15 protein-coding genes are annotated in these 21,741 nt (G+C 62.5%); 11 read left to right on the top strand and 4 right to left on the bottom strand.

Features of this window, described 5'->3' with window-relative positions; translation table 11 throughout:
- Positions 1-32: 32 nt before the first annotated feature.
- Positions 33-1,961 (top strand): transglycosylase SLT domain-containing protein, encoded by a 1,929-nt coding sequence (locus BLL38_RS02890; RefSeq protein ID WP_076961263.1) that lies wholly within the window; start codon positions 33-35, stop codon positions 1,959-1,961.
- A gap of 63 nt (positions 1,962-2,024) precedes the next feature.
- Here the strand turns inward: BLL38_RS02890 and BLL38_RS02885 are convergent, their stop codons facing one another.
- On the bottom strand, positions 2,025-3,800 hold the full coding sequence (locus tag BLL38_RS02885; RefSeq protein WP_162493916.1) for an ABC transporter transmembrane domain-containing protein: 1,776 nt from the start codon (positions 3,798-3,800) through the stop codon (positions 2,025-2,027).
- Between the two features lie 245 nt (positions 3,801-4,045).
- Here BLL38_RS02885 and BLL38_RS31075 point away from each other — a divergent pair, with 245 nt between their 5' ends.
- On the top strand, positions 4,046-4,219 hold the full coding sequence (locus BLL38_RS31075; protein WP_162843708.1) for a PA1571 family protein: 174 nt from the start codon (positions 4,046-4,048) through the stop codon (positions 4,217-4,219).
- 53 nt (positions 4,220-4,272) lie between these two features.
- Here the strand turns inward: BLL38_RS31075 and pdxB are convergent, their stop codons facing one another.
- The gene (gene pdxB / locus BLL38_RS02880; RefSeq protein WP_076961261.1) at positions 4,273-5,421 is read right to left on the bottom strand and encodes a 4-phosphoerythronate dehydrogenase PdxB; all 1,149 of its coding nucleotides are present in this window, start codon (positions 5,419-5,421) and stop codon (positions 4,273-4,275) included.
- 142 nt (positions 5,422-5,563) lie between these two features.
- Between pdxB and BLL38_RS02875 the strand changes: the two genes are divergently transcribed.
- A complete protein-coding gene (locus BLL38_RS02875) occupies positions 5,564-6,949 on the top strand; it encodes an MATE family efflux transporter (RefSeq protein WP_076961260.1) in 1,386 nt (461 codons plus the stop codon).
- Here the strand turns inward: BLL38_RS02875 and tusA are convergent.
- Positions 6,946-7,197, bottom strand: a complete 252-nt coding sequence (gene tusA, locus BLL38_RS02870; protein WP_076961259.1) for a sulfurtransferase TusA — start codon at positions 7,195-7,197, stop codon at positions 6,946-6,948. The two genes, BLL38_RS02875 and tusA, sit on opposite strands and share 4 nt — an antisense overlap.
- Before the next feature lie 143 nt (positions 7,198-7,340).
- Positions 7,341-8,414, bottom strand: coding sequence for a 23S rRNA (cytidine(2498)-2'-O)-methyltransferase RlmM (gene rlmM, locus BLL38_RS02865; protein ID WP_076961258.1), 1,074 nt, complete (start codon positions 8,412-8,414; stop codon positions 7,341-7,343).
- A 190-nt stretch (positions 8,415-8,604) separates the two neighbouring features.
- Between rlmM and acnA the strand changes: the two genes are divergently transcribed.
- The 8 genes from acnA (at position 8,605) to BLL38_RS02825 (ending at position 21,688) form a co-directional block, all read left to right on the top strand.
- Positions 8,605-11,346, top strand: a complete 2,742-nt coding sequence (acnA, locus tag BLL38_RS02860; RefSeq protein WP_076961257.1) for an aconitate hydratase AcnA — start codon at positions 8,605-8,607, stop codon at positions 11,344-11,346.
- Positions 11,347-11,487: 141 nt separating this feature from the next.
- Complete coding sequence (locus BLL38_RS02855; RefSeq protein ID WP_076961256.1) at positions 11,488-12,279, top strand: CPBP family intramembrane glutamic endopeptidase; 792 nt, start codon at positions 11,488-11,490, stop codon at positions 12,277-12,279.
- A gap of 219 nt (positions 12,280-12,498) precedes the next feature.
- Positions 12,499-13,638, top strand: coding sequence for a non-hydrolyzing UDP-N-acetylglucosamine 2-epimerase (gene wecB, locus BLL38_RS02850; RefSeq protein WP_076961255.1), 1,140 nt, complete (start codon positions 12,499-12,501; stop codon positions 13,636-13,638).
- Positions 13,635-14,897 (top strand): UDP-N-acetyl-D-mannosamine dehydrogenase, encoded by a 1,263-nt coding sequence (gene wecC / locus BLL38_RS02845; RefSeq protein WP_076961254.1) that lies wholly within the window; start codon positions 13,635-13,637, stop codon positions 14,895-14,897. Before wecB ends, wecC begins: the two co-directional genes overlap by 4 nt.
- A 13-nt stretch (positions 14,898-14,910) precedes the next feature.
- A complete protein-coding gene (locus BLL38_RS02840; protein WP_076961253.1) occupies positions 14,911-18,543 on the top strand; it encodes a glycosyltransferase family protein in 3,633 nt (1,210 codons plus the stop codon).
- Positions 18,467-19,279: a hypothetical protein gene (locus BLL38_RS02835; protein WP_130898189.1), complete on the top strand. Its 813-nt coding sequence runs from the start codon at positions 18,467-18,469 to the stop codon at positions 19,277-19,279. The genes BLL38_RS02840 and BLL38_RS02835 overlap by 77 nt, the downstream gene beginning before the upstream one ends.
- 31 nt (positions 19,280-19,310) lie before the next feature.
- Positions 19,311-20,519 (top strand): glycosyltransferase family 4 protein, encoded by a 1,209-nt coding sequence (locus BLL38_RS02830; protein ID WP_076961251.1) that lies wholly within the window; start codon positions 19,311-19,313, stop codon positions 20,517-20,519.
- A complete protein-coding gene (locus tag BLL38_RS02825) occupies positions 20,516-21,688 on the top strand; it encodes a glycosyltransferase family 4 protein (RefSeq protein WP_076961250.1) in 1,173 nt (390 codons plus the stop codon). The genes BLL38_RS02830 and BLL38_RS02825 overlap by 4 nt, the downstream gene beginning before the upstream one ends.
- The last annotated feature ends 53 nt before the right edge of the window (positions 21,689-21,741 follow it).

Below are 21,741 nucleotides of genomic sequence, written 5' to 3'. Positions count from 1 at the left end.
CACTAGTCCTGATTTCTTTGCACGGACGTCTCATGCGCAGTCGCCTTTTCAGCTTTTTATCTTGCCTGCTTCTTTCCTCCACTGCCGTTCAGACCGCCCAGGCCGTGGACCTGACCACCCAACGCCAATATTACGACCAGGCCAAGCGCGCCCTGGCCAAGGGTGACACCGGCCCCTATATGCAATACCGCCAGGCCCTGGCCGATTACCCGCTGACGCCGTACCTGGCCTACGACGAACTGACCGCCCGCCTGAAGACTGCGAGCAACCAGGAAATCGAACAGTTCCTGGCCAAGCATGGCGACCTGCCCCAGGCCAACTGGATGAAACTGCGCTGGTTGCGCTGGCTGGCCGAGCGTGGCGATTGGCAGACCTTTGAAAAGTACTACGACGCCAAGCTCAACTTCACCGAACTGGACTGCCTCCACGGCCAGTACCAACTGAGCCACAACCTCAAGGCCGAAGGCTACAAGACCGCCGAAGCCCTGTGGATGACCGGCAAATCCCAGCCGGCCGCCTGTGATGCCACCTTTGGCCAGTGGGCCGCCGCCGGGCAATTGACCGAACAGAAAATCTGGGACCGCGCCAAGCTGGCCGCCGAAGCCCGTAACTACCCGCTGGCCAACAGCCTGGTGAAAACCTTGCCGACCCTGGGCGCCCAGGGCCGCCTGATGGTGGACGTGGCGCAAAAACCCACCCTGCTCAGTGACCCATCGCGCTTCCTGCCGGCCACCGAAGCCATGGCCGACGCCGTCGGCCTGGGCCTGCGCCGCCTGGCGCGCCAGGACCCGGAACAAGCCATGGCCCTGCTGGATGGGTATGCCAGCAGCATGCACTTCTCGCGCGGCGAAAAAGTGTCCATCGCCCGGGAAATCGGCCTGACCCTGGCGCGCCGCTACGACCCCCGCGCCCTGGACGTGATGAGCAAATACGACCCGGAACTGCGTGACAACACCGTCTCCGAATGGCGCCTGCGCCTGTTGCTGCGCCTGGCCCGCTGGGAAGATGCCTACCAGTTGACCCGCAAGCTGCCCCAGGACCTGGCCACCACCAATCGCTGGCGCTACTGGCAGGCCCGCGCCCTGGAGCTGGCCGAGCCGAAGAACCCGCAAGCGCTGGTGCTGTACAAGGGCCTGGCACGGGAACGGGACTTCTATGGCTTCCTCGCGGCGGATCGCTCCCAGGCCCCGTATCAGTTGAATAACCAGCCTCTGGTCATGAGCCACGCCCTGGTCAACAAGGTGCGCAACACCCCGGGTGTGCGCCGCGCCCTGGAGTTTTATGCCCGTGGCCAGATCGTCGACGGCCGCCGTGAGTGGTATCACGTCAGCCGCCACTTCAACCGTGACGAAATGGTCGCCCAGGCCAAGCTCGCCTACGACATGAAGTGGTACTTCCCGGCGATCCGCACCATCAGCCAGGCCAAGTACTGGGACGACCTGGACATCCGCTTCCCCATGGCCCACCGCGATACGCTGGTGCGTGAAGCCAAGGTCCGTGGCCTGCATTCGAGCTGGGTGTTTGCTATCACCCGCCAGGAAAGCGCCTTTATGGATGACGCCCGTTCCGGCGTCGGTGCCAGCGGCCTGATGCAACTGATGCCCGCCACCGCCAAGGAAACCGCGCGTAAGTTCAGCATCCCGCTGGCGTCACCGCAGCAGGTGCTGGACCCGGACAAGAACATCCAGCTCGGCGCCGCCTACCTGAGCCAGGTGCACAGCCAGTTCAACGGCAACCGCGTGCTCGCCTCCGCCGCCTACAACGCCGGACCCGGCCGCGTACGCCAATGGCTGCGCGGCGCCGATCACCTGAGTTTCGACGTGTGGGTGGAAAGCATCCCGTTCGACGAAACCCGCCAGTATGTGCAGAACGTGCTGTCTTATTCGGTGATCTACGGGCAGAAGCTCAACTCGCCACAGCCGTTGGTGGATTGGCACGAGCGTTATTTTGATGATCAGTAAAAACAGCCGAAAGCTGCACACTTGAAGCTGCAAGTGCCCGCGTTGTGAGACGCGGGCATTTTTTTAGAGTTCGTCGTGGCCATCGTTGAATTGCAGGGCCGCCAGCCGCGCATACAGCGGGTTGCTGGCGATCAACTGCTGGTGGGTGCCCACTGCGACCAACTTCCCCTGATCCATCACCGCAATCCGGTCGGCGTTTTTTACCGTGGCCAGACGGTGGGCAATCACCAGGGTGGTACGCCCCTGCATCAATTGCGGCAAGGCCTGCTGGATCAGGTGCTCGCTCTGGGCGTCCAGGGCGCTGGTGGCCTCGTCCAGCAACAGGATGGGCGCGTCCACCAACAAGGCCCGGGCAATGGCCAGGCGTTGGCGCTGGCCGCCGGAAAGGCCCAGGCCGCCATCGCCCAGATGGGTCTGGTAACCGTCAGGCATTTGCAGGATGAAATCGTGGGCGTGGGCAATGCGCGCCGCGGCTTCGACCTGGGCAAAGGTAGCCTGCGGGTTGCCGTAGCGGATGTTGTCTTCGACGCTGCCAAAAAACAGCGCCGGGCTTTGGGACACCAAGGCAAAACAGCGGCGCAGGTCCAGCGGGTCGAGACGGGTAAGCGGCTGGCCTTCGAGCAGCACCTGCCCCTGTTGCGGGTCGTAGAAGCGTAGCAGCAAATCGAACAAGGTGGATTTGCCCGCTCCGGATGGCCCGACCAGGGCCAGGGTTTCGCCGGCCTTGACGCTCAGGTTCAGGCCTTCGATGGCATAACGGTCGGGACGCGATGGGTAGGAGAAATACAGGTCTTGCAGCTCCAGGCGGCCACTGACCCGCTGCGCCAACGTAATCACGCCCGTGGCCGGCGCCTGGATGTCATTGCTCGACTGCAACAGTTCGGCGATCCGCTCCGCCGCCCCGGCAGCCCGTTGCAACTCGCCGATCACCTCGCTCAAGGTGCCAAAGGCACTGCCGACGATCAGGCTGTAGAACACAAAGGCCGCCAGCTCGCCGCCGGAGATGCGCCCGGCGATCACGTCCATGCCGCCCACCCACAGCATCACGCCGACGGCCCCCAGTACCAGCACAATCACCAGGGTGATCAGCCAGGCGCGCTGGACGATGCGTTTGCGCGCCGTGGCGAACGCCTCCTCCACCGTCCGCGCGAAGCGTTGCTCATCCTGCACCTGATGGTTGTAGGCCTGCACGGTCTTGATCTGGCCCAGGGTCTCGGACACATAGCTGCCGACGTCGGCAATCCGGTCCTGGCTCTGGCGCGACAGACTGCGCACGCGGCGGCCGAAGACCAGGATCGGCGCCAGCACCAGCGGCAATGCCACCACCACAATACTGGTGAGCTTGGGGTTGGTGATAAACAGCAACACAATCCCGCCGATCACCATCAGCGCATTGCGCAGGAACAGCGACAGGGATGAGCCGATCACCGATTGCAGCAAGGTGGTGTCGGCGGTCAAGCGTGACTGGATTTCCGAGCTGCGGTTGTGCTCGTAGAACCCCGGATGCAGGTAGATCAGGTGATTGAACACCTGCCGGCGAATGTCCGCCACCACCCGCTCGCCGATCCACGACACCAGGTAGAAGCGCGTAAAGGTGCCCACCGCCAGGCCCAACACGAGGATCATAAACAGGCCGATGGACTGGTTGAGCAGGTGCGGCGATTGGGTCATGAAGCCCTGGTCCACCAACAGGCGGATGCCCTGGCCCATGGACAAGGTAATGCCTGCGGTGACGATCAGTGCGAGCAAGGCGCCGACGGCCTGCCAGCGATACGGGGCGATAAAGCGCATGGCCAGGCGAATGGCGCGGCGTTGACGGGCTGACAGCATGGAGAGCATCACCTGAGGAAGACAAACCCAAGCCTACACCGCAATCGGATTGAACTTGGGTAAATCACAATGAGTCAGGTTAATTATGCCCCGCATGACTAGGCCCTAGAGGCTATCGGTCTAAACTGCGGCTGGAAATCCGCAGCGATTTCTGCTGGAGTGGGCATTCAAGCCGCCGCCTGAGCCAGGCGTTGTCACAGCTCGGTCATACGGCGCAATTAGAGTCGCTACACACCCTGATGAGGAGACAGGCCATGTCCTTGCAAACCCGCAGCACTGACAAAGTTGAAGTAATCCGCCAGCCACAGCCGTTGCCTTGCTCGTATATCGATGCCCAGGGTCGCGAAGTGCAGATTACCGAAGAGATGATCCAGGGCGCCTGCGCCGAACTGGAACGCAAACTGGTCAAGCCTGCCCAGCAAGGCTGATATGCCCAAGCTCTTTCAGACCCGGCCCTGGTGGCCGGTTTTTTTATGCGCGCCTACCAAGGTGACGGGGTTGCGCCCAGGGCGTTGACGATGGCGTGCAAGGCTGCCGACTCGCCATGGATCCGCACCTGCAAGCCATCGATCTCCCGGCGCTCCGGGTAGTGTTTGCGCAACAGGTCGAATGCCTTGCGCTGTTCTTCCACCGTTCCTACCAGGCTACGGCGAAAGTCCGCATCGTCGCGGCGCGGGTCGTAGACGCTGCGGCACAGCATCGCCAGGGCCCAGGCCGGGTCGGTGCTGGCATTGAGGTTGACCCCGGCCAGCCATGGCTCGGGCAACAAGTCGCTCAACTGAATGTTCGCCGGCTGACCAAGGTGCGCGCACAACGCCTGGTAGATCTGCGCCGTGCCGCGCTGCTTGCCGTCCAGGCTGTAGCCGGCGATATGCGGGGTCGCCAGCACGCACAACTCGGCCAACGCCACATCCACTTGCGGCTCGCCTTCCCAGACGTCCAGCACCGCCTGCAGGTCTTCGCGCGCCAGCAACACCTCACGCAGCGCCGCGTTATCCACCACCGGGCCACGGCTGGCGTTGATCAGCCAGGTGCCCGGCTTGAGCTGCTCAAGCCGCTGGCGATCGAGCAGGTGCCAGGTCGAGCCACTGCCGGATTTTTTCAGCGGGGTGTGCAGGCTGATCACATCACAGTGTTCGATGATCTGGTCCAGGCTGGCGTAATCACCGTCTTCGGCGGCCTGGCGTGGCGGATCGCAGACCAGCACCTTCCAGCCCAGGCCCTTGAGTACCTTGACCAGGCGCCCGCCCACTTCACCGGCACCGACGATGCCATAGGTACGCTGGGTCAGGTCTGCGCCCTCGATTTCGGCCAGGGTCAGCAGGCTGCCCAGCACATAATCCACCACGCCACGGGCATTGCAGCCCGGCGCGCTGGACCACTGGATACCGGCCTTTTGAAAGTAGTCGAGGTCCAGGTGGTCGGTGCCGATGGTGCAGGTGCCGACAAACCGTACCGGCGTACCTTCCAGCAGCGCACGGTTGACATTGGTCACCGAGCGCACCAACAGCACATCGGCCTGTTCAAGGGCGGCGCGGTCGATGGCACGCCCCGGCACCCGGCGGACCTCGCCAAACCCTTCAAAGAACGCATCGAGCAGCGGGATATTTTCGTCGGCAACAATCAGCATGGCAGGCTCCTTTGGCGGACCCGCAGTGTACAGGCACCCGCCTGCGGTGCGTTTACAAATCCGCTACACAGGTATTTTCCTGACCCATCCGTCAACGCGTAGAATGCGCCGTCCTGCGCTCCTCCTTATCGGACATCTGTACGTGAACACTGCCACCCTGCCCCTTTCCCGCCCTGCCCGCGTTCGCCGGGAAGTCCACAGCCTGCTGGCGCTGGCCCTGCCGATCATGATCGGGCAACTGGCAACCACCGCCATGGGCTTTGTCGATGCGGTAATGGCCGGGCGCGTCAGTGCGCGGGACCTGGCGGCGGTGGCCCTGGGCAACTCCATCTGGATCCCGGTGTATCTGTTGATGACCGGCACCTTGCTGGCCACCACCCCCAAAGTCGCCCAACGCTTTGGCGCCGGCAGCCACACGCAGATCGGCCCGCTGGTGCGCCAGGCGTTGTGGCTGGCGCTGGTGGTGGGGTTTACCGCGTCATTGCTGCTGGTCAGTGCCGAACCAATCCTGCATGCAATGAATGTCGATCCCGAACTGATCGCGCCCTGCATGGGCTACCTGCACGGCATCGCGGCGGGCATGCCGGCGGTGGCGCTGTACTACGTGCTGCGCTGTTTCAGTGATGGCCTGGGCCGCACACGCCCGAGCATGATCCTCGGCCTGGGCGGGCTGGCATTGAACATTCCGTTGAACTACGTGTTCATCTATGGCCATTTCGGGGTGCCGGCCATGGGCGGCGTGGGTTGCGGCTGGGCCACCGGGATTGTGATGTGGGCGATGATGCTGGGCTTCGTCGGGTGGACGCGCTGGGCCCCGGCCTATCAGGCCAGCGAGCTGTTCAAGCGCTTTGACTGGCCGCAGTGGGCGGTGATCAAGCGCATCCTGGGCATTGGCCTGCCGATCGGCATCGCGATTTTTGCCGAATCGAGCATCTTTGCGGTGATCGCCCTGCTGATCGGCAGCCTGGGCGCAACCGTGGTCGCCGGGCACCAGATCGCCCTGAACTTCAGCTCCCTGGTGTTTATGATCCCCTACTCCCTGAGCATGGCCGTGACCGTGCGGGTCGGCCAGGCCCTGGGCCGTGGCGAACCCCGTGAAGCGCGCTTCGCCGCCGGCGTGGGGATGGGCACCGCACTGGTGTATGCCTGCCTGTCGTGCAGCCTGATGCTGCTGTTTCGCGAGCAGATCGCCACGATCTACACCGCCGACCCGCGAGTGGTGCAGGTGGCGGCGATGCTGATTGTGTTTGCGGCGCTGTTCCAGTTCTCCGATGCGATCCAGGTGACCGCCGCCGGTGCCCTGCGTGGCTACCAGGACACCCGGGTGACCATGGTCCTGACCCTGTTCGCCTATTGGGGCGTGGGCCTGCCGGTGGGTTACTTGCTGGGGCTCACCGACTGGCTGGGCCAGGCCAACGGCCCAAGCGGCTTGTGGCAGGGGCTGATCGTCGGCCTCAGCTGCGCGGCGGCGATGCTGGTGGTGCGCCTGGCACGCAGTGCGCGCAAGCGCATCCGCGCGGCGGGTTAAGCGAGCTTCTTGCGGATCCAGTACAGGTAAGTCCCCGCCTCTTCGCGCTGTTCCACCAGTTCATGGTCGAGGAACACGCAGAACTTGGGGATATCGCGACGGGTCGAGGGATCGGTCGCGATAACCTTGAGCAGGCCACCGGGCGCCAGGTCGCGGATGTGCTGGTGCAGCATCATCACCGGCTCCGGGCAGTTGAGGCCGGTGGCGTCGAGGGTGCCGTCGACGGGTACATCCGAAAACTGACTCATACTTCACTCCGAAAACAGATCCGCCCCTGTGTGGGAGCGGGCTGCCCGCGATGACGTGGGCACATTCAACATTGATTTCGATTGTTATAAAGCTATCGCGGGCAAGCCCGCTCCCACATTTTGGAGCGGCGCCCGCCATAGGATCAACGGGCCTTGGGTTTCTTTACGTCCAGGCGGCGCAGGTGGCAGGTCACTTCCTCGCGGTCGTGGTACAGCTGCTTGCAACCGATTTCCACGCGGATGCCCCGCGCCTTGAAGCCTTCTTCGATGCGCTCCAGCAGGCGCTTCACTTCGGCGTAACGCTGCTTCATCGGCAACTTGAGGTTGACCACCGCTTCGCGGCAATGGCCTTCGCCAATCCAGGTTTCCAGCAGGGCCGCGTTGCGCGCCGGTTTCTCGACGATATCGCAGACCATCCAGTCCACCGGTTGCTTGGGGGTGAAGGTAAAGCCATCCGCCATCAAGTGTTGCACCAGGCCAGTGTCCATCAGGCTTTCGGCCATTGGGCCGTTATCAATCGCGGTCACCAGCATGCCACGGTTGACCAGTTGCCAGGTCCAACCGCCCGGCGCGGCGCCAAGGTCCACGCCGGTCATGTCGCCGTGCAGGCGCTCGTCCCACTGGTCGCGGGGGATAAAGTGGTGCCAGGCCTCTTCCAGCTTCAGGGTCGAGCGGCTGGGCGCGTCGCGGGGGAATTTCAGGCGCGGGATGCCCATCGGCCACATGGCCGAGTTATTTGACTCGGCCAGGCCCATAAACACTTCGCGACCGCTCTTGAAAGTCAGCAGCAGGCGCGGCTTGCCCGGGTCTTCGACCAGTTTGCCGGCGGCCAGCAGAGCCTTGCGCAGGTGCACTTCAAATTTCTTGCAGAAGTTCGACAGCTCCTTGCCATCGTTGGTATCGACCATTTCCAGCCACAGGCTGCCGCACACCGGGAAATCCCGCAGGTGCGCGAGGATCACGCTGATGCGGTCGGTTTCCGGCAAATCGATGAACACCCCACGCGCCCACTGCCTCGGGAAGATCAGCTCGGCAAAGCGCTGGCCGCGCATCAGGCGCTGGGCGCCGTCTTCTTCAGTGCAGACAAATTCGGCGCAGGCGCTGCCGGTCTTGGCCTTGGCATAGCCCGAAACGTTCAGGCGCGCGGCGTGTTCCGCGATCTCGGAACAGACTTCGCCTTCAAAACCCGGGCGGCAGTGCATAAAAAGGGTGTTCATTGAATCTCCTGGCAACTGGCTTGCTGTAGCGCAAGGCCTGTCATGAAAACGCGCGCATGATAGCCGAGTTCGGAACCTTGGACTTATCCATAGAGTCCAGTAATTAGCCTGCTACTCAAAACCGGGCTAGCTTATAAGCTCTGTTCGTCCCGTCAGGTCCGTAGCCGTGCGGACCATAAGGAGTCATGTAATGTCATCCGTTGATAGCCTGAGAACCCTTAAGACCCTGCAAGTCGACAGCCAAACCTACCACTACTTCAGCCTACCCGAAGCCGCCAAGAGCCTGGGTGACCTGGATAAGCTGCCGATGTCCCTCAAGGTGCTGCTGGAAAACCTGCTGCGCTGGGAGGATGAAAAAACCGTAACCGGTGCCGACCTCAAGGCGCTGGCCGCCTGGCTCAAGGAGCGCCGCTCCGACCGCGAGATCCAGTACCGCCCGGCCCGGGTGCTGATGCAGGACTTTACCGGCGTGCCCGCCGTGGTCGACCTGGCCGCGATGCGCGCCGCCGTGGCCAAGGCCGGTGGCGATCCACAGCGCATCAACCCGCTGTCGCCGGTGGACCTGGTGATTGACCACTCGGTGATGGTCGACAAGTTCGGCAATGCCGACGCCTTCGAGCAAAACGTCGATATCGAAATGCAGCGCAACGGCGAACGCTATGCGTTCCTGCGCTGGGGCCAGAGCGCCTTTGATAATTTCAGCGTGGTCCCGCCGGGCACCGGCATCTGTCACCAGGTCAACCTGGAATACCTGGGCCGCACGGTGTGGACCAAGGACGAAGACGGTCGCACCTACGCCTTCCCCGACACCCTGGTGGGCACCGACTCCCACACCACCATGATCAACGGCCTCGGTGTGCTGGGCTGGGGCGTGGGTGGGATCGAGGCGGAAGCGGCGATGCTCGGCCAGCCGGTGTCGATGCTGATCCCGGAAGTGATCGGCTTCAAGCTCACCGGCAAATTGAAAGAAGGCATCACCGCCACCGACCTGGTGCTGACGGTCACGCAGATGCTGCGTAAAAAAGGCGTGGTGGGCAAATTCGTCGAGTTCTATGGCGACGGCCTCGCCGACCTGCCCCTGGCCGACCGCGCCACCATCGCCAACATGGCCCCGGAGTACGGCGCCACCTGTGGCTTTTTCCCCGTCGATGAGGTGACCCTGGACTACCTGCGCCTGTCGGGCCGGCCGGCCGCCACCGTCAAGCTGGTGGAGGTGTACACCAAGGCCCAGGGCCTGTGGCGCAATGCCGGGGAAGAACCGGTGTTCACCGACAGCCTGGCCCTTGACATGGGCAGCGTCGAAGCCAGCCTGGCCGGGCCCAAACGCCCCCAGGACCGGGTCTCGCTGCCGGATGTGAGCCAGGCGTTCACTGACTTTCTCGACTTGCAGTTCAAACCCGCCAGCAAGGAAGAAGGTCGCCTGGAAAGCGAAGGCGGCGGCGGTGTTGCAGTGGGCAATGCCGACCTGGTGGGCGAAGCCGACTACGACTTTGAAGGCCAGACCTATCGCCTGAAAAACGGCGCGGTGGTGATTGCCGCGATTACCTCGTGCACCAACACCTCCAACCCAAGCGTGATGATGGCCGCAGGCCTGGTGGCGAAAAAAGCCGTGGAAAAGGGCCTGACCCGCAAACCCTGGGTGAAAAGCTCCCTGGCGCCTGGCTCCAAGGTGGTCACCGACTACTACAACGCTGCCGGCCTGACGCAATACCTGGATCAACTGGGCTTTGACCTGGTGGGCTATGGCTGCACCACCTGCATCGGCAACTCCGGGCCATTGCCCGAGCCTATCGAGAAAGCCATCCAGAACGCCGACCTGACGGTAGCGTCGGTGCTGTCCGGCAACCGTAACTTTGAAGGCCGCGTGCACCCGCTGGTCAAGACCAACTGGCTGGCCTCGCCGCCGCTGGTGGTGGCCTATGCCCTGGCCGGGACCGTGCGTATCGATATCAGCCGCGAGCCCCTGGGCACCGGCAAGGATGGGGCGCCGGTCTACCTGCGCGATATCTGGCCCAGCAGCCAGGAGATTGCCGACGCCGTGGCGCAAGTCAGCACCAGCATGTTCCACAAGGAATACGCCGAGGTGTTTGCCGGCGACGAACAGTGGCAAGCCATTGAAGTGCCGCAGGCCGCGACCTATGTGTGGCAAAAAGACTCCACCTATATCCAGCACCCGCCGTTCTTCGATGACATCGCCGGGCCATTGCCGGTGATCAAGGATGTACAGGGCGCCCATATCCTGGCCCTGCTCGGCGACTCGGTGACCACCGACCACATCTCCCCTGCCGGCAATATCAAGGCCGACAGCCCGGCCGGCCACTACCTGCGCGAACAGGGCGTGGAACCCCGGGACTTCAACTCCTACGGCTCGCGCCGTGGCAACCATGAAGTGATGATGCGCGGCACCTTCGCCAACATCCGTATCCGCAACGAAATGCTCGGCGGCGAAGAAGGGGGCAACACCCTCTACATTCCCACCGGCGAGAAGATGCCGATCTACGATGCGGCGATGAAGTACCAGGCCTCCGGCACGCCGCTGGTGGTGGTCGCAGGCCAGGAATACGGCACCGGCTCCAGCCGCGACTGGGCCGCCAAGGGCACCAACCTGCTGGGGGTCAAGGCGGTGATTGCCGAGAGTTTCGAGCGCATCCACCGTTCCAACCTGGTGGGCATGGGCGTGCTGCCGTTGCAGTTCAAGCTGGACCAGAACCGCAAGGCGCTGCAACTGACCGGCAAGGAGAAGATCGATATTCTCGGCCTGACCGATGCCGAGATCGAGCCGCGCATGAACCTGACGCTGGTGATTACCCGCGAAGATGGCCGCAGTGAGAAGGTCGAAGTGCTGTGCCGGATCGATACCCTCAATGAAGTTGAATACTTCAAGGCGGGCGGGATCCTGCATTACGTGCTGCGCCAGTTGATTGCTTCATAACGCGTCAAGCCCGACAAAACACCGCCCTCGGGCGGTGTTTTCATTTTTGCCGCCCGCGACAGCCGCTATAATCGCGCGCCCATCCCTCCTGTAGGCGCGAGCGGGCTCGCCCCTGCATCGACCTGTTACAAGGATTTCCCGATGTTCGCTTTACCCTGGCTATACCTGGCCCTTCTTTCCATTGGCTATGGATTGGCCCTGGCCTACGGGCAACTGGGGTTACTGGCCCTGGTCTCCATCGGCCTATTACTGGTGGCCGGTTATGCCGTGCGCCAGCAACACATCCCCTGGGCGCGCTACCTCGGCCACGGCCTGTTCATCGTCCTGGCCCTGGGCCTGGCAATGCACTGGCTGCCGGGTTTCTACAACGGGCGCGGGATCGACCCGCAGCGCTTCACGGCCGATGCCGTGCCCTTCTCGCTGTACCTGAACCAGGACAAGCCGCTGATCGGCTTCTGGCTGCTGCTGGCCTGCCCGTGGATCGTCGCCCGCCGCCCGTTGCGCCTGTCGATCTACGCCACGGCGCTGGCCTTGACCCTGACCACCCTCGCCGCCCTTGGCGGGGCAGTGCTGCTGGGCATGATCAGTTGGGCCCCCAAATGGCCGGACCAGGCCTGGCTCTGGGTGTTGAACAACCTGTTGTTGGTGACCCTGGTTGAAGAGGCGCTGTTTCGCGGCTATATCCAGGGCGGCCTGAGCCGGCGTTTCCAACAGTTGCCCTATGGCGAAAACCTCGCTTTGCTGCTGGCCTCGCTGCTGTTTGGCCTGGTGCATGTGGGCGCGGGCTGGCAGTGGGTGCTGCTGGCCAGTATCGCCGGCGCGGGGTATGGCCTGGCGTATCGATTCGGTGGCCTGGGCGCCGCGATTGCCACGCACTTTGGCTTGAACCTGCTGCATTTCGGCTTGTTTACCTACCCGATGCTGGCGGGCTGAACCGACCCTCTTCCTGGACCCTACGGCCGCCTTCGGGCGGCTTTTGTGTTTTCGGCCGCCAAAAAACCTAACCGAACGGTCAGTGGTCGCCCATCACCCTATTCGGCAAGAATGCCCAGGCGCTTTCGCACTCACCCAACCAGCACAGGCTTCACGTGCTGGGACTGTGTTGAGGGAACCCACGCCTTTACACCAGGCACCGAATAAGAACCCATGCCCATGCCTCTCAAGACCCTGTCCATCTTCGGTACCCGTCCAGAGGCCATAAAAATGGCGCCGCTGGCCATCCAACTGGCAAACGACCCCCATTTCGACTCGAAAATCTGTGTCACCGCGCAGCATCGCGAAATGCTGGACCCGGTGCTTGAGCTGTTTGAGCTGGTGCCTGACTACGACCTGAACATCATGAAAGCCGCGCAGAACCTGCCGGATGTGACCACCGCCATCATCCAGGGGCTGCAGGCGGTGCTGGACGACTTCAAGCCGGATGTGATCCTGGTCCATGGCGACACCGCCACCACCTTCGCCGCCAGCCTGGCGGCCTATTACCGGCAAATCCCGATTGCGCACATCGAAGCCGGGCTGCGCACCAACGACCTGTATTCGCCCTGGCCGGAGGAAGGCAATCGGCGCCTGACCGGCAGCCTGGCGACCCTCCACTTTGCGCCCACACAGACGTCGCGGCAGAACCTGCTCAATGAGGGGGTGGCCCCGCAAAACATTCATGTCACCGGTAACACCGTGATTGATGCACTGCTCAGTGCCGTGGAAAAACTGGTGCCAATGCGCGCCAGGTTTGATCGGCAGTTTTCCTTCCTGCCCCCAAAACAACGCATGGTGCTGGTGACCGGCCATCGCCGCGAGAACTTTGGCGAGGGCCTGGAGCGAATCTGCCGGGCCCTGGCTGACAGCGCCCGCTACTTTCCAGAGGTGGCCTTTGTCTACCCGGTGCACCCGAACCCCAATGTGCAGCAGCCCGTAAAACGCCTGTTGGCCGGGATCGACAATGTGTACCTGATTGCCCCTCAGGATTACCTGCCCTTCGTGTACCTGATGACCCGTGCCTACCTGATCCTCACCGATTCGGGCGGCATCCAGGAAGAAGCGCCCGCCCTGGGCAAGCCGGTGCTGGTGATGCGCGATACCACCGAGCGCCCCGAAGCGGTCGAGGCGGGGACCGTCAAGCTGGTGGGCACCGATGTCATGCGCATTACCCAGCACCTCAATATGTTGCTCAACAACCAGGCCGCCTATCGAACCATGAGCATTGCCCATAACCCTTATGGCGATGGCAATGCTTGCCTGCGTATCCGCGCAGCGCTGCTGGACTTTCCCCAAAAAAACGAAGCCGCCGCATGAGTGTCGAGCAGATTTGCGTCATTGGCCTTGGCTACATCGGCCTACCCACGGCCGCCATTTTTGCCTCGCGCAAAAAACAGGTGATCGGCGTGGATATCAACCCGCACACCGTGGATATCATCAATCGCGGGGCCGTGCATATTGTCGAGCCCGAGCTGGAGCAACTGGTTCACGCGGTGATCACCCAAGGCTACCTGCGGGCAACCACCACGGTGGAACCTGCGCAGGCGTTCCTGATCGCCGTCCCCACCCCGTTCAAGGACCCGCATGAGCCCGACCTGAGCTACATCAGGGCCGCCGCCGAAGCCCTGGCCCCCGTGCTGAAAAAACGCGACCTGGTCATCCTCGAATCCACCTCGCCAGTAGGCACCACCGAACGCATGGCCCAGTGGCTCGCCCGGGCGCGCCCCGACCTGAGCTTTCCGGCGACCCACGGCGAAGCCAGCGATATCCGGGTTGCCCATTGCCCGGAGCGCGTGTTGCCAGACAATGTACTGCGCGAGCTGGTGAGCAACGACCGGATCATCGGCGGCCTGACGCCGGCCTGTTCTGCCGCCGCCGCACAGCTGTACCAGACGTTCGTCGAGGGGCAATGCCTGGTGACCGACGCGCGCACGGCCGAGATGTGCAAGCTCACGGAAAACAGCTTTCGCGACGTCAATATCGCCTTCGCCAATGAGCTTTCCATGATCTGCGCACCGTTGAAGATCAACCCCTGGGAGCTGATTCGCCTGGCCAACCATCACCCGCGGGTGAACATACTCCAGCCAGGTCCGGGGGTCGGTGGGCACTGCATTGCCGTCGACCCGTGGTTTATTGTCAGCCAGGCCCCGGAACTGGCGCGGTTGATCCGCACCGCACGCGAGGTCAATGACTACAAGCCGCAGTGGGTGATCCAGCAGGTCAAGCTGGCGTTGGCCACCCTGCTGCTCAAGCGCACGGACCTGTCGGCAGGGAGTGTGCAGATTGCCTGCTATGGCCTGGCATTCAAGGCCGATATCGATGACCTGCGCGAGAGCCCCGCCCTGTGTATCGCCCGGCAGCTGGGCCAGGAGCTGGGGGTAAGGCTGCTGCTGGTGGAGCCGAATATCGAGGCGTTGCCCGCCGACCTGTCGATGCACGCGCTGACCGATGCCGCCGACGCCCTTGAGCGGGCGCAGATTCATGTCTTGCTGGTCAGGCACCGCGAATTCATGTCAATGCCCGCCCTGCGCGATGACCTTCTGGTGATTGATGCTGGCGGTGTGCTGGCGGCTTGAGGAAATACCGAGAATGAATGCGATGGAACGCTCTTTACGCAAACAACTGGCCCAGGCCCGTGAGCAAATCGCCACGCTCAACGACCACCTGCACAGTGCCAACGCCAAGCGCCACCTGGCCGAACAGCGGCTGATCAAGACACGCGCCAGCTTGACCTATCAGTTGGGCTATCAGCTAAAGACCGCCAGCCAATCGTTGGGCGCACTGCTGCGCCTGCCAGCGGTCTTGCTCAGGCTGTACCGGCAAGCCCGCAGGCGTCGCACGCTCACCCGACAGGCAGGGGGCGACCAGACGCGCCAGTCCCTGCCGGCCCCGGCGCCCCTGGTCGCAACACCCGCACCGCGCCCGCTGGCAGAGGCCGACTATATCCACAGCCACCTGTTGCCAGGCGCGCAGGACAATGCCCGGCCATTAAAAGTGGCCTGTGTAATGGACAGCTTTACCTACGATGCGTACCGCCATGAATGCCAGCTGCTGCAACTGACCCCGGCCCACGGCCTGGCGGAACTTGAAGCCTTCCAGCCCGAGCTGCTGTTTATCGAATCGGCATGGCGCGGCCAGGACGACTTGTGGCGCAACAAGGTCGGGCACAACGGCGAAGAGCTGCGAAAGATCGTGCAGTGGTGCAAGGACCACGGCGTGCCCACGGTGTTCTGGAACAAGGAAGACCCCGTGCACTATGAAACCTTCCTCAACACGGCCAAGCAGTTCGACTGGGTGTTCACCACGGATATCGACTGCATCCACCGCTACAAAGGCGCCCTGGGGCACGAGCGCGTCTACCTGCTGCCCTTTGCCTGCCAGCCGGCGGTGCACAACCCGATCGAACTGTATGAACGCAAGGATGGGTTCTGCTTTGCTGGCGCCTACTACGTGCGTTATCCCGAGCGGACCCGCGATCTGGTCAACCTTATCAGCGAGCTGCCACGCTTGCGGCCCCTGGAGATCTTCGACCGCAACCTCGGCAAACAAGACCCCCGCTACCAATTCCCCAGCGAGTATCAGCCTTACATCGTCGGCACGCTGAGCAGCGCGCAAATGGACCTGGCCTACAAAGGCTATCGTTACGGGGTCAACCTCAATTCGATCAAGCAATCCCAGTCCATGTTTGCGCGGCGCGTCTTCGAGCTGCTGGGCTCCAACACCCTGACGGTCAGCAATTTCTCCCGGGGCCTGCGCGTATTGCTGGGTGACCTGGTGATCACCACCGACAACAGCGCGCACCGGCTCAACCGGCTCCAGGCGCTGGCGGACAACCCACAACACAGCGCCAAATTGCGCCTGGCCGGCTTGCGCAAGGTGATGCAGGAGCATACCTACGCGCATCGCTTGCGCTATGTCATGGCCAAAGTCACCGGCACCCCTCAAGCCGATCCCTTGCCCACGATTTGCATCCTCGCCAACGCGGTCAATAACGCCGAGCTCCTGGCTCTGACCCGGCACCTGCAGCGGCAGCGCTACAGCAATGTCATCATGCAGGTCGTGGTCAACGTCGGTGCAACCGCCACAGACCCACGATTGCGCCTGATCAGCCGCAAACACTTGAACGCCGTGACCGTGGCCGAACTGGCCAACGGCGCAGACTGGGTGGGCGGGATGATGGCCGAGGACTACTACGGCCCCCACTACCTGCTCGACCTGGCCCTGGCCACACGCTACAGCCAGGCCAACGTGATCGGCAAGGTGGCGCACTACATGGCCGACGAGCATGGCATCCACCTGCGCAACGCCGGGCAAGACTACCGGTGCGCCCGCGCCATTGCCGCCCGCTGCGCACTGATCAAGCCCTCGGCGCTGGCCGGGCAAACGGCTTGCGCTTGGCTCCACGCCCTGCCCACCCTTGCCTACCAAGACCCGCAGGCCCTGGCGATTGACGCCTTCAACTACTGCAAGGACGCGGCTGGCACCAACCCACAGCACCTCAGCGCCAGGGTGGATGATCTTGGGGTGGACAGCGGTATCAGCCTCGACGCACTTCAACGTCACGCAGAAAGCATCCCACCGCTGCACGTGAGTGCCAGTACGCCCCACATCAGCGGTGCAGCCTTGGCCAAACTGTTTGGCCCAATCGGCAGCCGGTTGCTGCAAACCGAGGTTGAGGCCGATACCTGGCACATCCGTTCATCCCTCGCGGACGGTCGCCACGAGTACCACTACGCCAGGCAGGAACTGCCCGTGGCCCAGCTGGCGAGCAGTGCGCCCCTGAAACTGTTCCTCGACACCACCCCAGGCCTGAACATTCAATTGGTCATCCTGTTTCTTGATGCCCAGCAACAACGCATCAGCACGCTGCTGCACACGGCCAACCGCAACCAGAGCTGCGACGTACCGCCTGAAGCCGCCTATGTGCGCCTGGGGGTCCGCGTTTATGCAAGCGGCAGTACAACGCTCAAGGCACTGGTCCTGGGCCATCGCGATATCCAGCCGTCGACCCTGCTGGCCAAGGCCGGGCACCTACTGCTGACCAACCATTACCCGGCCTATGACGACCTGTACCGCAACGGTTTCTTGCACACCCGTGTGAGCGCCTATCAAGCCCAAGGGCTGGCGGTGGATGTGTTCCGCCTGCGGCCCAATGAGCCGGTCAGCTACCAAGAGTTTGAAAATGTGGATGTCATCACCGGCGCCCAGGCGGCCCTGGCCACCCTGCTCGGGTCGGGGGCATACCCCTCGGTGCTGGTGCACTTCCTGGACCCGCAGATGTGGGAAATCTTGCGCCTGCATGTGCACAGCCTGCGCATGATCGTCTGGGTCCACGGCGCCGAAATCCAGCCCTGGTGGCGACGGGCGCACAACTACGCCAGCGAAGAGCAACGGCAACTGGGCAAACTTGAAAGCGACCGGCGCCTGGCGTTCTGGCGCACGCTGCTGAACCCCATGCCGGCCAATTTGCAATTGGTCTTCGTCTCGCGCCACTTTGCCGAGGAAGTCATGGAGGACCTGGGCTTTCGCCTGCCGAACAACCAGTACCGGATCATTCATAACCCGATCAATACCCAGTTGTTTTCCTATCAGGAAAAACCGCCTGAGCAACGCAAGAAAATCCTCTCGATCCGCCCCTATGTCTCGCGCACCTATGCCAATGACCTGAGTGTCAAGGCCATCCAGTTGCTGGCGCAAAAACCCTGGTTCAATGAACTGGAGTTTCGCCTGATCGGCGATGGGCCGTTATTTGAGGAAACACTGGCCCCCCTGCGCCAATACCCCAATGTACGGATTGAAAAGGGTTACCTGAAACAATCCGAAATCGCTGAACTGCATAAACACTATGGGGTGTTCCTGTGCCCCAGCCGTATGGACACCCAAGGTGTTTCCCGCGACGAGGCAATGGCCTCGGGCCTGGTGCCCGTCACCAATCGGGTCGGCGCAATACCGGAATTTGTCGATGACGACAGTGGTTTCCTGGCGGCCCCGGACAGTTTCACCGAACTGAGCGATGCCATTGAAAGCCTGTTCCTGAACCCGGGCATTTTCCAGGAAAAATCCCTGAACGCCAGGCAACGCGTGGTCAGGCAAAGCGACACGCTGCAGATTTCCAGGGCAGAACTCAACCTCATACGAGATGCAAATGACCATCGAGAAAGCGTCGACCCTACAGATCATCCTGCTCTCGACACTCGGTTGGTGCATGTCATTGGCTCGTAAATTCATGCGGGTCACTCCAACCGCCACCTTGACCGCACATACCGCACACTTCTGCGCACAAGGCCTATTGATCGTCACGTTCTTGTTGCCGATCAAAATCCTCATCCTGCTGGGCTCCGACTCGATACCCGAGTATTTACCGCCGGCATTCAAGGCGTTCAGCAAGCCCTGGCTGATTATCGGCCTCAGTGTGTTGACCGCTGTGTTTTACGGCCTGTATCTAGTCTCGGAACTCATCGCGTCGCGCTATTCAAGAACGGGCGCCGACCAACTGATGAACCGCCACCCAAAGCCGGCCCCTTTAAATAATCAGCGCCCCTTGGCAGTGCTGGTGTTTTCCAGGTTCACCCGCGGTTTGTCCGCGGCCACCTTTGTGACAACCGCCCTCGGCACCCTGCTGTATATCTACCCGGCGTTACTGACCATTGCCCTGCTCTATATTGTCGTGGCCACAGCACTGGTCATCGTTTTATACAATCGCCAAGCGCGCATTCGCTCACTTGTGCAGCGCCACCACAACCCACTGCTCAATGCCCTGTCCTCCTTGGGTTTCCTGGGAACCTTTGCCTTTATGGTCATGGACTTCCTGTACATGAACCCTGCCCCCATTTATATCGCCCTGATCTCGTTGATCCTGGTCCGGCAAAGTCTTGCCCGGCTCAAGGCGCTGATCGAGGACGCGATCTATCTGAAAAGCCACCAACACAAAATCAATGCCCTGTTTTTGGCCCATTGATTTGCAACTGCCCGAACAGGAGTGGGTTCACGTGCCCCGTATTGCCATGATCGTCTGGAACGAATTCCGTCACGACGCCCGGGTCTTGAAACAGGCCCAGACACTGCAGTCGGCGGGCTATCACGTCACGGTATTCGCGCTGCATACCCCCGGCGTGACCCGTAGTAAAGAAACCCTCACGGAGGGTATCCAGGTGATACGGGTAGCCCGCCGTCCGCTATGGCGATGGCGCGGCGCCAAGGTGCCCCCATCGACGGGCGCGCCGGCTGCCGGCAACCCCATGACCGCCCTGCGCGTCGTGGCGCGGCTGTGGACCCATATCGGCCTGGTAACGCGTATCGCCTGGCATCGCGCAAGCGTGATCCACGCCCATGACGTCAATACCCTGCCCAGTGCCTGGCTCGCCGCCCGGCTCAGTGGCGCAAAGCTGGTGTATGACGCCCATGAGCTCAGCACCAGCCGCGAAGGTTACGGGCGCTATCGCCAGTGGGTGGCGCGGGTCGAGCGCACGTTGATGCCCAGGACTGACGGCAACATCACCACCACCCAGGCCCGGGCGAAGTTCTTTGCCCGGGCCTACGCCATTGCCCGCCCGCAGGTGCTGCAGAATCGGCCACGGTTCAGCAACAGCCCGCCGACACAACGGATCCGCGCGGAACTGGGGCTGTTGCAGCCCTGGCCGATCGTCGTCTATCAGGGCGGACTGCAGCAGGGACGCGGGCTGGAGCGCCTGCTGCGGGTAGCAGCCAGCGTACAGAATGCGTACTTTGTGCTGATCGGCGGCGGAAAACTGAGCGTACCGCTGATGACATTGCGCGATGAACTGGGCTTGACTGAACGCGTGCATTTTATCCCGGTGGTGCCCCTGGCGGAGTTACCCAGCTACACCGCATCGGCCGACATTGGCGTACAGCCCATCGAAAACACCTGCCTGAACCACTTCACCACCGACTCCAACAAACTGTTCGAGTACGTGATTGCCGGGCTGCCGGTGATCGCCACGGACTTCCCGGAAATTCGTCGGATTGTCAGGACCCATGACATCGGGCTGCTGGTGCCGGCGGGCGACGACCTGCCACTGCAAACGGCTCTCACGCGCCTGCTGAATGATCCCGCGCTACGCCGCCGGTATGCCGGCAACACACGAATTGCCGCCAGATACTTGAACTGGGAACAGCAGGAGGCAGAGCTGGTGACGCTGTACCAGCGGTTGGCGGGCAAGGGCCGGGGGCATCCATGACCACCCGTATCCTGCTCTTGAGCTTCTACTACCCGCCTGACCTGGCAGCCTTCCGTGTCGAAGCGATGGTCGAGGCCCTGCTGGCGCACCCTGGCGGCGAGGTGCAGATCGACTTGCTCACCACTCACCCCAACCGCTATGCCACCTCCTACACCGCCGACAGCGCTGACCCGCAGCGCCCGGGGCTTTGTATTACGCGCATAGCCCTGCCCAGGCACGCCAACAACTTCTGCGATCAGGCCTGGGGGTTCACGGCCTATGCCCGTGGGGTGCGCCAGGCGATAAAAGGCAAGGCGTACGACTTGATCCTTGCTTCGTCCTCGCGGCTGATGACCGCCGCTCTGGCCGCCGCTATCGCCCACACGCGCAAGACTGCGCTCTATCTGGATATCCGCGATATTTTCGTCGATGTGTTGCCCGAGCTTTTCCCCGGTATCCGGGGCAAGGTCCTGGCCCGGCTGTTTGCCGTGGTCGAACGACTGACGATCAACCAGGCGTCGCGGGTCAACCTGGTGTCACCGGGGTTTCTCGCTTATTTCGTCGAGCGCTATCCGCACAAGACGTTTTCCACCTTTACCAATGGCGTGGACGATGCCTTTTTCAAGCCACCGCTCCCACAGGGCCCAGCCCGCGCACCCACCGACCGACTGAAAATTGTCTATGCTGGCAATATCGGTGCTGGCCAGGGCCTGGAAAAAATCATCCCGCCGCTGGCACAAAGGCTGGCTGACAGCGCCTGCTTCTCGGTGATTGGCCATGGCGGCACCCTGCAAAAGCTGCGCGACGAGCTGCAACGCCTGCAGATCACCAATGTCGAGCTGATTGCCCCCAGGCCCCGCTCCCAACTCATTGATGACTATCAAGAGGCCGATGTGCTCTTTTTGCACCTCAATACATTCCAGGCGTTCCTCAAGGTCGTCCCCTCCAAACTGTTCGAGTACGCCGCCACCGGCAAGCCGATCCTGGCAGGCCTGGCCGGCTATCCAAAACACTTTGCTACCACTCATATCGCCAACGCTTCGGTGTTTACCCCCGCCGACCTGGAGGCAGCCATCGCCGCCCTGGCCCGCTTGAAACTGGAGCCCACCGACCGCTCGGCCTTCATCCGCGACTACGCCCGGACCACCATCCAACAGCGTATGGCTGTCGACATCCTGGGCACCCGCTGAGGCCGCGCCGATTATTGCAAAAATTAAGTTAAATAAAAGCCCGCCGCGGCCGA

This window comes from Pseudomonas gessardii (assembly GCF_001983165.1).
In the GTDB taxonomy this organism is placed as follows: domain Bacteria; phylum Pseudomonadota; class Gammaproteobacteria; order Pseudomonadales; family Pseudomonadaceae; genus Aquipseudomonas; species Aquipseudomonas gessardii.
This window is presented reverse-complemented; position numbering and strand designations above follow the sequence as displayed.